Here is a 14,969-nt window from a genome sequence, read left to right as displayed (position 1 = left end):
AACAACAATGGGTAAAGGATGGGTCAAATTGTGTCAACATATGCGAACAAGAAACGCGTAATAATGCTGATGATTGATTCTTTAATGTATCCGCCTCTGGAAAAGGCAGTAAAAGAGGGATACGCTCCTGCATTCAAATTTTTTATAGAAAATGGAAAGGTTTTTCCGAACATCGTGAGCCCTTTTCCGACTATGTCTGTAACTGTAGACAGTTCGCTGCTAACGGGTACGCATGCTAATATTCATAAAATTCCTGGGTTAGTATGGTTTCATGATGCAGAAAAGCGGCTAATTAATTACGGAAGCCACATAAGAGAACTTATCAAGCTTGGCATCATCCGATCAATCAAGGACATTGTATATCATATGAACAATCATCATTTAAGCAAAGAAATTAAAACCATCCATGAAGAAATGTCTATGAGAGGAAAAGGAACCGCTTCCATTAATGCTCTCATTTATCGTGGAAATACAGAGCATTCTCTAAAATTGCCAAGGATACTGACACTTTTTACATCATTGAATCATGAGCTGAAGACAAAAGGGAGCCAGCTATTTACATACGGATCCTTTTCTAAACTCAGTCCTTTGAAACGAAATGGGTATTTCTGGCAAAGGTGTGGATTTAATGATCGATTTTCTGCCCAAGAGTTAAAACACCTTATTGAAACGGATTCTCTACCTTCTTTTACCATTGTTTATTTTCCTGATATGGACAAAATCGTCCATAAAAATGGTCCGATGACTATAAAAGGAATCCGCAAAGTAGACAGGCAGCTGCAAAGCATTTTAGATTGTTATGATTCTTGGGAGGAAGCTTTAAAAGACAATTATTGGATTATAATGGGAGATAACGCTCAAGCTCCCATTGATTCTGACCGGAACAAAGCTTTAATTGATTTAAGACAATCCCTTCGTTCTTATCAAATAATGACATTAAAAGATGGGGTTAAAGATGGCGACGAAATTGTGCTTGGTGTTAATGAACGCATGGCCTTTATTTATACATTAAATCCTGAACGTGCGGCACTTCCGGATATCGCGAAAACGTTACAAAAGGATGACAGGGTTGATGTAATTGCTTGGATGGAAAAAGAATCTGTTCACGTCATATCTGGGGTTCAACAGGGAAAGATCATTTTTAAACCGAATGGAACATGGGTCGATGAATATGAACAATCGTGGGATATAGAAGGAGATGTAGGAATTTTGAATCTTACGGTAAAGAACAATAAGATTTTTTATGATGAATATCCGGATGCATTGGCCCGATTATACAGCTCACTAACTTCTCATGAAGGGAATTATCTTGTTGTAAGTGCCAAACCAGGGTTTGAATTTATCGGTGAAGGTTCCCCGACTCATGTAGGGGGAGCAAGCCACGGAGCGCTTCACAAACAAGATTCACTAGTGCCGATGATTGTAACGGGTACTGATTCGTCGCCAAAACATTTACGCATGATTGATTTAAAAGATTGGATTTTAACGCTTCTTGATTGATGTACATGGACAATACAATTACATTCGCAATTATCCATAAAATAACACCTGGATTAAAACCAGAGTGTTATTTTTAACGTAATTTCGAAAGAAGTCTCCTACTTCAAATTTGTGTTAGCCAATTAAGAGGTGAGAGTTCACCATTAAAGATGTTTCCTTTCACTGGTAAAGTAGTGTTGCTTTTAACGGCAAATGATCGGAGGAATTTAGCGTTTTTGCGATGGTTTCTGCTAAATGGCTATAGTCTAGCCTTACTCTTGGACGAAGGGATGGATAAGTTATGTCCTGCTCCTATACCAGCAATATACCAAGCATTATGAGCTATAACCACAGAAAAGAGAGGATACTTTCATATCGTCTGCAATTTTGCAAAAAGATTTTTTATCATGACGATCTTTAAGTAAGATGGCGGGAGAAATGCACTCCCTCGTTAAATCAGTTATATGACTAAAGTGAAATCATGCCGCTGCGAAAATGTCAGATGATCTTGGGATGAAAAAGGGTGAGATGCTGCTGTGCCTATTAGCTTCTCACCTTTTTGTAAAAAATTTTTTCACCAAGACAAACGAACACATCCATTATTGGTTTATTGCTTTTGCGAGGATGTAAAAAGCTATGTTGGAACGTGAAATACTTGACAAATGTTTATTGAATCGTAGTTGCTTTTTTTCCGAACGCTTCAATTTTACACAACTTCCTGCAACTTTTTATCTTACTTGACTAAATGATAAATAAGTTTTGCTGGTGCTACTGGAGACAGGTTTTTGTGGTACTCATCAAGTTTTGTAAAATAATTGGATAAATGCTCAGAATGTAGGGTGCGAATTAGCTGTTCTGAGATGTTTTCTGTTTTATTCCAATGTTGAAAATCAAAAATCATTCCCCATTCTTTTAATTGCTGAAGATTGATTTCTTCCTGGCCGGGAAGAGCATGGTAAACAAAAATTGGTATCTTTTTAAATAAGCATTCACTAACTGTAACTCCGCCTGGTTTTGTAATAATGAAATCAACTTGATTGTACAAATCGTTCATCTCTTCTCTTGAAGAGATGTAAGGAAAAGGTGTAATTTTGGGATGATTCATATTGATCAATTGTTCATATATACGTCTATTTTTACCACATAGTACGTAATAATCAATTCGGTCATCTAGTGAGATTTTTTCGATTAGTTTTGCCAAAGCCCCAGCTCCTAAGCTCCCTCCGGAGATTAAGCCACAGTACAATCGTTTGGTGTATCGATATTTATTTATGTTTTTCGTTATTTTCGGATGAATGGGAATACCAGTTACGAAAATGCGGCTTTCATGAACCCCTTTTTCCCGTAAAAATTCCTTCATATGCGGATGCCCAACAAGATGATAGTCAATCTCCTCAATTCCCCAAAGGTCATGAATAAAGTAGTCTGTATATACATTAATGACCGGTATCTTTAATTCTCCGCCTGCTTTCAACTTGCTCAGCAAATAGGAAGGAAGGGCATGAGTGCATATAATGACATTCGGATTTGTTTTGGAAATCACCTTTTTCAAATGATTAAGAAAAAGAACCTCATATTGGGGAAACTTTTTGGTTTTACCTAATTCGCGAAACACCGATTGACGGTACAATAGGCTGTATGTTTTTGGAAATCGGTCGATCCATTGTAGATAAAATTTGGAAATAAAAGATTCCACTTTTCCGAATTTCGATGATAATAATTCAATTTTTTCACATTGTATATGCGGGTCAAGCAAAAGTAACCCCTCTTTTAAGGCATCAGCAGTTTGGTGATGACCTGATGGGATTTGTAGTAATGGAAGAAAAAGAACTCTCTTCATAATGCTCACCTAAAACCTAAATATATTATATATAGTTATTTAAAAGTGTTTGTTGTTTTTGAATGGTTATACGAATGAACTAAATCCTTTTTTTTCTATTAATAAAACGGACTTTAGTGCTAAACACTTTAAATGTTGATGAAAGGAAGAAAAGGAGAAGGATGTTGTAATGGTAAAGATGAGACAATGTTTTCTTACCATTTGGGGTATGTTAGATCCGATTTATTATTTTTGTTCACGGCTTGAATACGTTGAGGACAAAACAAAAAATCGAGATATTTTTCGGGTTCGGCTGATGAAGTATAAAGGAAGGGACATAGTGCTTTCTGACGGTACGGAGATCAAAAAAAATGATCTTCTTTTAAAAATTCATTTGCATAACGTTCGTTTAATTAAAGAACTTATTCATTTGGATAGTGAAATTAAGAAGGGGAGACTCATCTACGAACAGGTAAAAAAAGGGTTACCGAACCTTACAGAATATTTACAACGTCATGAACAATTTGCCAATATTAAGGGGATTGTAGGAATTACGATTTTAAATAAAGGTTGCGAGCGTTTGGGATTTGAAACATTTTTCATTATTAATTCTTTTTATAGATGGTATAAACAAATGACGTTTGCTCCTATGTATCTTATTTCTCAATTCCGTTTAGACGGCTTCAGGAGACCGCCAAAATATTTGTTTATGTCAAAAGATAAATTGATCAAATTATACGGTTGCCAATCTGATCAGTAATTCCCGCTTTCATCTCTCTTCCCGTTTACTATAATTGTCAAAAGGGAGGAGATATATATTTTTATTTGTTATGATTCTTTCATCTATGATTATTTTTTTATTTATAAGGCAAACCGCAATACGCATGAGGCGGTTGTACATAGATTAACCGTTGCCCATCATGTTTTATTCATATTCTCCATTTATCCGACCGCCATTCAGAAAACCTACGATTTCACCTCAATATTTATATGACAAATTACAGGATGAGAAAATCGATTTAATTGCCTTAACAGGAGATGTTCTTGAGCGAAAGAGAAGTATTCTAAAATTTGTTCCTTATTCAGAAGTTTTCTAAAAGTTGTAACCTGTCTATGGAGTGTATGCGGTATTGGAAAATCATGATTATATGCTTAGAAAAAAGAACTTCCAAATGTTAAAGGAGACGCTTGAGAAATATGGATGTATCCCCCTTCGAAACAAAACATAAACGATTCATCATATTAAGAGGGAAACGGTTACTATCATCGGTGTGGGTGGTTTCAGTACAAAACGAAGCGATTTGCAAAAGGCATATGGAAAGGTAAAAAACGGTTTAAACCTTGTTTTAACTCATGGTCCGAACATTGTTCTTCATATGAAAGACCATCATTTTGACTATCTATGTCCAGTCATTTTCATGGTGGACAAATTCATTGGCCGAAGCTATATGATTTTGTAAAGATGGGCAAACTAGTGTGTTTGAATACAATGGTTACCACGAAACAGACGGGAAGCCATTTTACATAGTGAAGGGCTAGGACAGACAGATGTAAATATTCGTGCTGGAAGTACACCTGAGATTACCATTCATGCACTGTCACTTACATCTATTTCTAAACAGAAAAAACAAGTGATTTAAGCGAAAAGCTCCTAAATGGAGCTTTATTTTTTATCGCGTGTGCCTGCTAAGACGTTATCTGCTAGTTGGTAAAAGTCCAACTCGTCGATTTCATGTCTTATACGATAAAAGCTATGGCCCTGATATTCTGGCGGAAGAATGGCATAGAGTAAAAGCGAACAGCGGGAGTTGCGGAGTGGACGAGGAACCAATTGAATACATTGTCCACCACTATGGGAGAGAGAAACTTTCTCAATGAATTATATCTTGAACGGTGGTGAAGGCAGGAAAGGCCTTCCCAAGTAGTCAGCTTTATTCTTGTTGCGGGTATCGACATAAAGAGATGAAAGATTTAAAATTAAGAAAGTAGATATCCCCATCGTACGAGACAGGTCATAACCGAGATGTGAACGCAAGCAAAAATATCCTTCAAGACTTCGGTAGTTAGCAGAAGCTAACTCAACTGCTGGAACGGCAGAGATCGCCTGGTTATCTTCGCTTCATAGAAGTAAGTGGCGGGAGTGTTCAATTATTAAATGTAGTTTGCATGAAGGAGGTGCGGTGAATGGAAGTCAGTAAAGTAGTCGTGTTCCAAGTCGATAATGAACAATATGCGGTTCCCGTTGAAAACGTTATTTCCATAGAAAAAATGAGCTCACCGACGGTTATTCCGCAGATGCCTGATTACATGGTTGGAGTAGTGAGGATTCGCGGGGAATTAGTTCCTGTATTAGATACAATGAAAATTTTGTACCGCCGTCCATATGTAGAAACAGAAAAAACGAGATTAATTGTCGTCGTTACCGAAGACATTTCCGTTGCTTTAATCGTGGATGACGCGAAAGAAATTATCGACATCTCGCCAGAATCGATCAAACAAGTGAATATGCTCGCTTACCGACAAACATCGTATTTTATCGGAGTCGCAAGTCTTCCAGAACGGCTGATCACACTCATTGACCCGAACCAACTTTTCGAAAGTTTAGAAGGCGCAAAAACGATTAAAGAGCACATGCAAAACCACCAGTAAAGGTGGTTTTTTTCTTGGAATCCGAAGAATTTAGAAACAAGATTCGATTATTTTGAATATACAATGAGCGTGTGAGGCAAGCATTGATATAACGATGCACATTGTTGTGGAAAAATGGGCATTCCGCAAACAAGCCGTGATTCGTTTGAATTGCTTGACAAAAATAATATCATCACGGAATTCGTTATGGTAAAGATGAAGGCAATGGCCGGTTTTTGCAATATTGCCGTTCATGATTATCAAACGATCAATTTGGATCTTGTTCGAATGATAATGGAAAAGCATTTAGATGATTTCCAAGAGTGAAGGTTAAATTGATTCACGAACGACAATAAGGAGCTGCATATCCAGTGATTCACACGTCTCTACTTTCGTAAAAATGATAACGAATAAACATTAATTATAAGAAATGTAATAGGCTTTTTACATTTAGTGATTTCGCCTATACATTTAAAAATAAAATACATATCCTAGATAGCGGAAAGGGAATCAGAGGGGGAGATGAGAAATTTTTAAAGTCATTTTTCTTACCCCAATGCAAATCTCTTCACCATCATATGTGGCGCTTTAAAAAGGCGGCACAGCATCTGCCTAAAAAATATGTTTTTAAATCAGAGGGAGGAATAAAAAATGGAGAGACAACAATACGGAACATATCCAGGCTATGGAGGTTATTATCCGTCTCACCATCACTACCCATATCATCATCATTATCCACATTATCCGCATTATCCATATCACCATCATTATCCGCACTATCCACACTATCCGCATTATCCGCACTACCCATATGGTCATTATAGAGAATATTGATAAGCATATTAGGGGGCATGACGTGGTGAGTACAAGAGGAGATTTTTAAGGCGAAAGAGTCCTGTTTCGGGACTCTTTTTTACTTTGGCGCTTCTTGATATATCAACGAGTTGCCATGAGCGAAGAGAAACGACATCATGATGATGATGAGGTAGCAGCTCATTCGAACAAGAGAGGGCATTTTCACACTAGATCGTCGATTTTCCAAGAATGAGTTCAGCAATGTCCAGTATTAGCCTAACTTTGACAAAATGCGATCACAGCACTTGATATTCTCAAATGTACTATGGTATGTTCTTTCATGAACAAACAAAATATCAAAGTATAGAAAGGGACGTTTGATAATGGCAAAACAACAAATTGGCGTGATTGGGTTAGCTGTCATGGGAAAAAACCTCGCGTTAAATATTGAAAGCAGAGGGTATTCCGTTGCGGTGTATAACCGTTCGCCTGAAAAGACAGATGAATTTTTAAAAGAAGCGGAAGGAAAAAATATTGTCGGTACATACAGCATTGAAGAGTTTGTCAATGCACTTGAGAAGCCGCGGAAAATTTTATTAATGGTAAAAGCAGGAGCGCCGACGGATGCGACGATTGAACAGCTGAAACCGTATTTGGAAAAAGGTGATATTTTAATTGACGGTGGAAATACGTATTTCAAAGATACACAGCGCCGTAATAAAGAATTAGCGGAGCTAGGCATTCACTTTATCGGTACGGGCGTTTCCGGCGGTGAAGAAGGCGCATTAAAGGGTCCGTCCATCATGCCTGGCGGTCAAAAAGAAGCGCATGAGTTAGTACGTCCGATTTTTGAAGCGATTGCAGCAAAAGTGGATGGCGAGCCTTGCACAACGTACATCGGTCCGGATGGTGCGGGCCATTATGTGAAAATGGTGCATAATGGTATTGAATACGGAGATATGCAGTTAATCGCTGAGGCGTATTTCTTGTTAAAACATGTGCTTGGTTTAGGAGCACAAGAGCTTCATGAAATTTTTGCTGATTGGAATCAAGGAGAACTCAATAGCTATTTAATTGAAATTACGGCCGATATTTTTACAAAAATCGATGAGGAAACAGGAAAACCGCTTGTCGATGTCATTTTAGATAAAGCTGGTCAAAAAGGAACAGGAAAATGGACAAGCCAAAATGCGCTTGATTTAGGGGTACCGCTACCAATTATTACAGAATCGGTATTTGCGCGCTTTATTTCGGCGATGAAAGAAGAACGTGTCAAGGCAAGCCAACTTCTTTCTGGTCCGCGAGTGAAGCCGTTTGAAGGCGATCGTGCGCACTTTATTGAAGCGGTGAGACGTGCGCTTTATATGAGTAAGATTTGTTCGTATGCCCAAGGATTTGCACAAATGAAAGCTGCTTCTGATGAGTATAACTGGAACTTACAATACGGCAATATCGCGATGATTTTCCGCGGCGGTTGCATCATCCGCGCGCAATTTTTACAAAAAATTAAAGAAGCGTACGACCGCGATCCAGAGCTTCCGAATTTATTGTTAGACCCTTACTTCAAAGACATTGTCGAAAACTATCAAGAAGCGTTGCGCGAAATTGTCGCCATTGCGGTAACGCGCGGCATTCCAGTTCCGGCGTTTTCAAGCGCTCTTGCTTATTACGACAGCTACCGGATGGAAACATTGCCGGCGAATTTAATTCAGGCGCAGCGCGACTACTTCGGTGCGCACACCTATGAACGCGTCGATAAAGAGGGCATCTTCCATACGGAGTGGTTGGAGAAATAATGAAAGTCCCCTTATTGCACTATGCAATAAGGGGACTTTTTGTTTATAAGAATTTAATTCGTCTTACGAAAACAGAATAAAAGATAGATAGGATGGCAATGAGCATCTTACTGCACATTCTCCAACAACAACACTCGCGCTGGAGCAGCGTCCGTGCCAACGAGTTTTAACGGAGCTGCCACCATGAAGTATTGCCCTTCTGGAACGTCTTTGAGACGTAATCCTTCGATAACGATGACGTTGGCTGCGAACAATGTTTTATGGGTTGGATGTCCCGGTTGATTTCGTTCCACGCCTAATGCGTCAATGCCGACACCGCGCACCTTTTTCTCAGCAAGATACCGCGCCGCATCTTCGGCAACATAAATGAACTCGAAATTGAACGCATCTTCAAGGGAGTTTTTCGTTTTGAATAACACAAAATCTTGTTCTTGAATATCAAGGTTAGCGATGTTTTCTTTCGTAATTTTATCGTTTACATGAGTGAGATCGAACACTTTGCATGCGCCGACAAGATTTTCAAGAGGAATTGTTTCAAATGTTTCCCCGCCTTTTACCATATGAAGAGGGGCATCGATATGCGTTCCTGTATGTACGTCCATATCGATGCGGGATTCTGTTACATAGTCATTAGTAACAGTGGCTAATTTCGGTTGTTTTTCCGGCTTGTTTTTATATACTGGCATTCCTTCAAAAATCGGCGCGGTTACATCATATAGTTTCATTTTCGCTTACCCCTTTCGCCTTTTACTCATGATAGTGGATTGGCCACCAATGGAAGCCGTCTTTATGCAACAGTTCGTCAGCCGCTTTTGGCCCCATCGAGCCGGCTTCATAGTTCGGGAAGTCGACAGCTTTTGTGTTTTCCCATACTTCGGAAATCGGGTCGACAAAGCTCCAAGAAGCTGCGACTTCATCCCAATGCGTGAAATTCGTTGCATCGCCGCGCATGCAATCGTACAATAGTTTTTCATACGCTTCCGGAGTGTTGATGCCGTCGATGCAGTTGTTGCAGTAGTCGAGCTTGATAGGTGATGCTTTCATATTTTCGCCGCTTTTTTTCCCGTTTAAATGAAGCGTGATGCCTTCGTCCGGTTGAATGTGGATGACGAGCAAGTTTGGCTGAATGGTCTCGCTTGTCCGATAATACAAATTCATCGGTACATCCTTAAATTGGACGACAATTTTCGTTGACTTTTCCGTCATTCGTTTGCCGGTACGAATGTAAAATGGCACACCGGCCCAGCGGAAATTGTCGATCATCAGTTTCCCGGCGACGAACGTTTCTGTGTTCGAATTTGGATCGACATTATTTTCTTCGCGATAGCTGATCACTTCATTTCCTTTTACAATTCCTCTTCCATATTGACCGCGCACAAAATATTGATCGACTTCATCATGAGAAATCGGACGAAGCGCGCGAAGCACTTTCACTTTTTCGCTGCGAATGTCGTCAGTCGTCAATTTAATTGGCGGTTCCATCGCAAGAAGTGCCACCATTTGCAGCATATGGTTTTGTACCATATCGCGCAGCGCTCCTGAATGGTCATAGTAGCGTCCTCGATCTTCGACTCCGAGTGTTTCGCTTGATGTAATTTGGATATTTGAAATGAACCGGTTGTTCCACAGCGGTTCGAAAATCGCATTGGCAAAGCGAATAACTTCGATGTTTTGCACCATTTCTTTGCCGAGATAGTGGTCGATACGGAAAATCTCGCTTTCGGAAAACGCTTGACGAATTTCTGTGTTGAGCTGTTGTGCACTTTTTAAATCATGACCGAACGGTTTTTCGATGACAAGACGTTTCCAACCGTTTGTTGCGGTTAGTCCTTCCGATTTTAAACGGGAGGTAATCGTCCCGAAAAATTCTGGTGCCATCGCTAAGTAGAAAATGCGATTACCAGGGATGTTGTATGTCTTGTCTAAACGTTCAAGCAATGCTTTTAATTCTTGATAAGAAGCGGTGTCTGTCACGTCAAAAGGATGATAATAAAAATGAGAAACAAAGTGTTGGTCGCTCAATTCCTGCTTGGTAGAATCTTCGACCGATTGTTGGACATAATTCCGAAACTCATCATGGGATAGCGGGCGACGTGCTACTCCGACAACCGCAAACTCTTCAGACAATTTTCCTTTTTCGTATAGTCGATAAATGGAAGGAAATAGCTTGCGTTTCGCTAAATCTCCGGTAGCGCCAAAGATAACGATCAATGACTTCGGATTCATGTTGTTCACGATATGTACCTCGCTTCAGCTAAATTTATCTCTTCAAGTATTTAATTGTAGAGATTTCTGATGCTGAACGCAAACATTTTAGCACTAAATTGCAAAAGGATGTTGAAATTGTTCTATAAACATTGGTACGCTAACAACAGAAAAAACGGATAAGGAGTGGACGCGTTGGAATTGTTGTTTTTAGGAACGGGCGCAGGGGTGCCGGCAAAAGAGCGAAACGTGTCAGCGATTGCGTTGCAACTGCTTGAGGAGCGAGGAGCAACGTGGCTATTTGACTGTGGAGAAGCGACACAACATCAAATTCTGCATACATCGATTCGTCCGAGACGAATTGAAAACATTTTTATTACTCATCTTCATGGAGATCATATTTTTGGATTGCCTGGTTTGCTTGGAAGCCGCTCGTTTCAAGGGGGAGATACGCCGCTAGTGGTCTATGGCCCAAAAGGAATTCAATCGTTCATCGAAACAGCGTTAACGGTGAGTTCAACGCACATAAAATATGAATTGCATGTGGTGGAAATCGATGAAGGAGTTATTTTTGAAGACGAGCGGTTTATGGTCATTGCTAAGCGATTGGATCACGGGATGCCTTCGTATGGATTTCGCGTCGTCGAAAAAGATTTGCCGGGTACGCTTCTGGTTGACAAGCTACAGCAACTAGGCATTCGTCCTGGACCAATTTACCAACAAATTAAGCTCGGTAAGACGGTGGAGCTTGATGATGGAACGGTAATCGATGGACGTGACTTCGTTGGTCCGCCGCAAAAGGGGAGAATTGTCACTATTCTGGGCGATACGCGTTATTGCGAAGCGAGTATTGGACTAGCACAAGAAGCGGATGTTCTCATTCATGAGGCGACGTTTGGCGCAAGGGATGGAGAGTTAGCGTACGACTACTATCATTCCACGACAGTCCAAGCGGCAGAAGTGGCGAAGCGTGCCGGAGCGAAAAAATTGATTTTGACGCATATTAGCTCGCGTTATCAAGGAGCGATGTGCGATGAATTGCTCAATGAAGCGAAAGCAATTTTTCCAAACGTAGAACTGGCACGCGATTTTGCTTCGTTTTCCGTACCTCGAAAAAAATAGAGCTGCCGATTGTTCGGCAGCTTTTTTCAATAAAGATACGGTCTAGCTAGGCAGCTATCCTCTCACAATACTTCAGTTTTACTGCGGACTTTGTTCGTCTGTTCCCAGATCCTTCAGTGTGCGTTCGAGGATAGACGCCCCCGCTTTTTTTCATTACCATCCGCGTTCATATTGTACAGGTGCTTTAATCTCGACTCCGAGCTCTTTTGCAGCAGTGCGTGGCCAGTACGGGTTGCGCAACAATTCGCGTCCGATAAAGATTAAATCAGCACGCTCGTTGCGAAGGATCTCTTCTGCTTGCAATCCAGAAGTAATGAGACCGACCGCACCTGTGGCGATGTCAGCGCCATGGCGAATAGCTTCCGCAAACGGAACTTGATAGCCCGGATAGACGTTGATTTTTGCCGGGACCACAGCACCTGAGCTAACGTCGATTAAGTCTACGCCTTGCACTTTCATCCGTTTTGCGTACTCAACATAGTCTTTTACCGTTAATCCTTCTGGATGATAATCGGAAGCCGATACGCGAACAAAGAGAGGACCATCCCATACTTCGCGTACCGCGTCAATGACTTCGCTTAAAAAGCGATAGCGGTTTTCAGCAGTGCCGCCATATTCATCTTGTCGCTGGTTCGTTAGCGGAGATAAAAATTCGTTAATTAAATAACCGTGCGCAGCGTGGATTTCGATGATATCAAATCCCGCTTCTTTTGCGCGGCGTGCGCCGTTTTGGAACGCTTGAATCGTTTCTTCGATGTCTGATTTTGTCATTTCTTTTGGTATGCGCATTCTTTCGTTAAAGGCAATCGCCGAAGGAGCGAGAATCTCCCCAGTGACCTCAGCTTTTCGACCGGCGTGAGCGAGTTGAATCGCGGTTTTAGCTCCATGCTCTTTCATGAGAGATACTAATTCTTGAAAACCGCTAATATGTTCATCGCTCCAAATCCCTAAATCGCGCGATGAGATTCTTCCTTGGGCGGTGACGGCCGTTGCTTCGACGACGATTAATCCAACTTGGCCGACTGCGCGCGTAGGATAATGAATTTTATGCCAATTTCCTACTTTACCATCTTCAGTTTCGCAAGAGTACATACACATCGGTGACATGACAATCCGGTTTTTTAATGTGACTCCTCGTATTGTGTACGGTGAAAAGAGCAAGGTTTCCATTGTTTTCCCTCCAATGTATATCGGTTTTTCAGTTTGAATGATAACACGTCTAATTGGAAAAGAAAAACAATTTGCACTATTGATGAGTTCGCTCACTGTAAAAGCTGATCTTTCAATCGAAAGGGATTTTAAGCGGTTTGATAAATCTTTTTTCAGTGAATCAAGTGTAGGGGCATTACGACATATGGTTGACGTACCATCTAGTGGACAAGTCTTTCAAGATCTCTAAATGTTCTAAAAAACTATGTGTTGCTCCGTCGATCACTTTTAATCGAGAATCTTTAGACAAATATTGCATCCCTTGTTGCGATCTTTCTAAAAGAAGTAATTCTTCTTCATCCTTTTTACTATTTCCGTGGATGATGAGAACAGGGCACGTCACACGTTGCAGTAATTCAGGCTGGCGAATGTCTTCGAAATCCCTCAACATTTGCTTGTCAACAACGATAGTATGTCTCCATGTTCCTGTTCTTTGTATCGTGATATATCCTTTTTCTTTCAGTTCCTTCATTTGTTCTTTCGTAAAGTACTGCTCCCAATCATATTTCATTGCGTTCGTTAACGCTCCGGATAACACCATTGTTTTGATGTCAGATGTATAGCTTTTTAAACAGATGAGACTACCAAGACTATGGCCATAAAGACCGATTGTTTGATAGCCTCTTGATTTGACAAATTGAATGGCACTTTTTAAATCATCCACTTCTTTTTCCAATGTTAAGCGGTCGTCATCGCTTTCGCCACAACCGCTAAAATCAAAGGTGAGTACAGAAAATCCAGCTTTGGTAAACGCGTTAGCTAATATGTTAAATCTTCCATTTGAATTTTTATCTGAGGTAAACCCGTGCGCCATGACAATGATGGAAGTGGAAGAGGATCGATAAAAATGACCGACTAATGTTTGATTTCTTGAGTTGAGGAAACAAACGCGCTCTATCGTTTTTGTTCACTTCCTTCCATCAGCATCGAAATGTTGTTGATTTGAAAATGAAAGATAATTAACAATCCATCGGCGTTGTTTGTTTTAGCGTGATGAGGAAGCGCTGGTGTGGTTGATCGCTGTCGGAACAAGCGCTTTTCCTAATTCCGCCGATCGTTCGGTTGCACGCTTAATGCAGGCAATGACGGCTTCTTGATAATGATACTGTTCCAATACTTGAATGCCAGCTTCTGTAGTTCCCCCAGGGCTTGTTACTTCTTTGCGCAATACGGAAGGGGGCTTATTCGTTGTTTTTAACATTTGCGCCGCGCCGATGATCGTTTGTAAAATAAGCTCTTTAGCGATAGAACGATCAAGCCCGATTTCATTTGCTGCTTTTTCCATCGCCTCGACTAAATAGTACACATAGGCAGGTCCGCTTCCGGAAAGCCCGGTGACAGCATGCAGGTCGTCTTCGGAAACGACGGTGACGATGCCGACGGTACGAAAAAGTGTTTCGGCGATTGCTAAATGTTCTTCATTTGCAAAGCGCCCTAATGCCAGTGCCGTAGCCGATTGACCGATCGTTGCCGATGTGTTTGGCATCGCCCGAACAATGGAGACTTTTTTTCCGATAAGGGACATGATCGTATCTGTAGATACTCCCGCTAACACGGAAATAACGAGATGATGTTCAGAAACGTCAGTGGCAATAGATACAATCCCTTCCATCGCATCTTTTGGTTTCATTGCCAAAATGATGATGTCAGCTGCTTTTAGTGCTTTTTCTTTATTTGTTTCAATTTGTACCCCATATGTCTCTTTCATGTATCGAAGTCGTTCCTGATTACAGCGATTCGTCACGATAATTTGTTCAGGCCGGTACAATGTTTTCGTCATCCCCGCAATTAGTGCTTCTGCCATTGAACCGGCACCAATAAAGGCGATCGTCGTTTCTTTTTTCATGGTGACTCCTCCTTGTTCATGTTCAAATAAAAAAGACCTTTCGTCCTAGAAAAGGACGGAAGGTCTTATA

Annotated in this window: 12 protein-coding genes, 2 pseudogenes and 1 other annotated feature (1 of these 15 running past the window's edge); of the genes and pseudogenes, 8 read left to right on the top strand and 6 right to left on the bottom strand. The window is 40.7% G+C overall.

Going from position 1 to position 14,969, the window contains the following annotated elements; translation table 11 throughout:
- Positions 1-18: 18 nt before the first annotated feature.
- Positions 19-1,500 (top strand): alkaline phosphatase family protein, encoded by a 1,482-nt coding sequence (locus tag ISX45_RS09775; protein ID WP_194518862.1) that lies wholly within the window; start codon positions 19-21, stop codon positions 1,498-1,500.
- A 712-nt stretch (positions 1,501-2,212) separates the two neighbouring features.
- On the opposite strand, the gene ISX45_RS09770 is transcribed toward ISX45_RS09775, so the two are convergent.
- Positions 2,213-3,319, bottom strand: coding sequence for an MGDG synthase family glycosyltransferase (locus ISX45_RS09770; protein ID WP_194518861.1), 1,107 nt, complete (start codon positions 3,317-3,319; stop codon positions 2,213-2,215).
- Positions 3,320-3,497: 178 nt separating this feature from the next.
- Here ISX45_RS09770 and ISX45_RS09765 point away from each other — a divergent pair, with 178 nt between their 5' ends.
- The 6 genes and pseudogenes from ISX45_RS09765 (at position 3,498) to gndA (ending at position 8,517) form a co-directional block, all read left to right on the top strand.
- A complete protein-coding gene (locus ISX45_RS09765; RefSeq protein WP_181554845.1) occupies positions 3,498-4,058 on the top strand; it encodes a YkoP family protein in 561 nt (186 codons plus the stop codon).
- Between the two features lie 51 nt (positions 4,059-4,109).
- A pseudogene (locus tag ISX45_RS19625) lies at positions 4,110-4,938 on the top strand (metallophosphoesterase).
- 544 nt (positions 4,939-5,482) lie between these two features.
- Positions 5,483-5,947 carry a chemotaxis protein CheW gene (locus ISX45_RS09760; protein WP_181554306.1) on the top strand — a complete coding sequence of 155 codons (465 nt, stop codon included), beginning with the start codon at positions 5,483-5,485 and terminating at the stop codon, positions 5,945-5,947.
- Between the two features lie 46 nt (positions 5,948-5,993).
- Positions 5,994-6,253: pseudogene (hepT, locus tag ISX45_RS09755) on the top strand (type VII toxin-antitoxin system HepT family RNase toxin).
- Between the two features lie 324 nt (positions 6,254-6,577).
- Positions 6,578-6,760, top strand: a complete 183-nt coding sequence (locus ISX45_RS09750; RefSeq protein ID WP_194518860.1) for a hypothetical protein — start codon at positions 6,578-6,580, stop codon at positions 6,758-6,760.
- Between the two features lie 344 nt (positions 6,761-7,104).
- A complete protein-coding gene (gene gndA / locus ISX45_RS09745) occupies positions 7,105-8,517 on the top strand; it encodes an NADP-dependent phosphogluconate dehydrogenase (RefSeq protein WP_181554304.1) in 1,413 nt (470 codons plus the stop codon).
- 107 nt (positions 8,518-8,624) lie between these two features.
- Here the strand turns inward: gndA and ISX45_RS09740 are convergent, their stop codons facing one another.
- Positions 8,625-9,242 (bottom strand): cyclase family protein, encoded by a 618-nt coding sequence (locus ISX45_RS09740; protein WP_194518859.1) that lies wholly within the window; start codon positions 9,240-9,242, stop codon positions 8,625-8,627.
- Between the two features lie 22 nt (positions 9,243-9,264).
- Positions 9,265-10,743 (bottom strand): glucose-6-phosphate dehydrogenase, encoded by a 1,479-nt coding sequence (gene zwf / locus ISX45_RS09735; protein ID WP_233414460.1) that lies wholly within the window; start codon positions 10,741-10,743, stop codon positions 9,265-9,267.
- Positions 10,744-10,917: 174 nt separating this feature from the next.
- On the opposite strand from zwf, the gene rnz reads away from it, so the two are divergent.
- Positions 10,918-11,844 (top strand): ribonuclease Z, encoded by a 927-nt coding sequence (rnz, locus tag ISX45_RS09730; RefSeq protein WP_194518857.1) that lies wholly within the window; start codon positions 10,918-10,920, stop codon positions 11,842-11,844.
- Between the two features lie 153 nt (positions 11,845-11,997).
- Here the strand turns inward: rnz and namA are convergent, their stop codons facing one another.
- From namA to proI, 3 genes are all read right to left on the bottom strand, one after another.
- Positions 11,998-13,014: an NADPH dehydrogenase NamA gene (gene namA, locus ISX45_RS09725; RefSeq protein WP_194518856.1), complete on the bottom strand. Its 1,017-nt coding sequence runs from the start codon at positions 13,012-13,014 to the stop codon at positions 11,998-12,000.
- A gap of 175 nt (positions 13,015-13,189) precedes the next feature.
- On the bottom strand, positions 13,190-13,873 hold the full coding sequence (locus ISX45_RS09720) for an alpha/beta hydrolase family protein (protein ID WP_267240214.1): 684 nt from the start codon (positions 13,871-13,873) through the stop codon (positions 13,190-13,192).
- Positions 13,874-14,038: 165 nt separating this feature from the next.
- Entirely contained in the window at positions 14,039-14,899 is an 861-nt protein-coding gene (proI, locus tag ISX45_RS09715) for a pyrroline-5-carboxylate reductase ProI (protein WP_194518854.1), read from the bottom strand.
- Between the two features lie 48 nt (positions 14,900-14,947).
- Positions 14,948-14,969, bottom strand: a binding site (T-box leader) (it continues 208 nt past the right edge of the window).

The organism is Thermaerobacillus caldiproteolyticus (genome assembly GCF_015326725.1).
Taxonomy (GTDB): Bacteria; Bacillota; Bacilli; order Bacillales; family Anoxybacillaceae; genus Thermaerobacillus; species Thermaerobacillus caldiproteolyticus.
This window is presented reverse-complemented; position numbering and strand designations above follow the sequence as displayed.

What these genes read in the sequence shown, in the direction of transcription:
- ISX45_RS09775 (WP_194518862.1), top strand. Translation starts at nt 19, where the DNA reads ATGGGTCAAATTGTGTCAACATATGCGAACAAGAAACGCGTAATAATG.
- ISX45_RS09770 (WP_194518861.1), bottom strand. Translation starts at nt 3,319, where the DNA reads ATGAAGAGAGTTCTTTTTCTTCCATTACTACAAATCCCATCAGGTCAT.
- ISX45_RS09765 (WP_181554845.1), top strand. Translation starts at nt 3,498, where the DNA reads ATGAGACAATGTTTTCTTACCATTTGGGGTATGTTAGATCCGATTTAT.
- ISX45_RS09760 (WP_181554306.1), top strand. Translation starts at nt 5,483, where the DNA reads ATGGAAGTCAGTAAAGTAGTCGTGTTCCAAGTCGATAATGAACAATAT.
- ISX45_RS09750 (WP_194518860.1), top strand. Translation starts at nt 6,578, where the DNA reads ATGGAGAGACAACAATACGGAACATATCCAGGCTATGGAGGTTATTAT.
- gndA (WP_181554304.1), top strand. Translation starts at nt 7,105, where the DNA reads ATGGCAAAACAACAAATTGGCGTGATTGGGTTAGCTGTCATGGGAAAA.
- ISX45_RS09740 (WP_194518859.1), bottom strand. Translation starts at nt 9,242, where the DNA reads ATGAAACTATATGATGTAACCGCGCCGATTTTTGAAGGAATGCCAGTA.
- zwf (WP_233414460.1), bottom strand. Translation starts at nt 10,743, where the DNA reads ATGAATCCGAAGTCATTGATCGTTATCTTTGGCGCTACCGGAGATTTA.
- namA (WP_194518856.1), bottom strand. Translation starts at nt 13,014, where the DNA reads ATGGAAACCTTGCTCTTTTCACCGTACACAATACGAGGAGTCACATTA.
- proI (WP_194518854.1), bottom strand. Translation starts at nt 14,899, where the DNA reads ATGAAAAAAGAAACGACGATCGCCTTTATTGGTGCCGGTTCAATGGCA.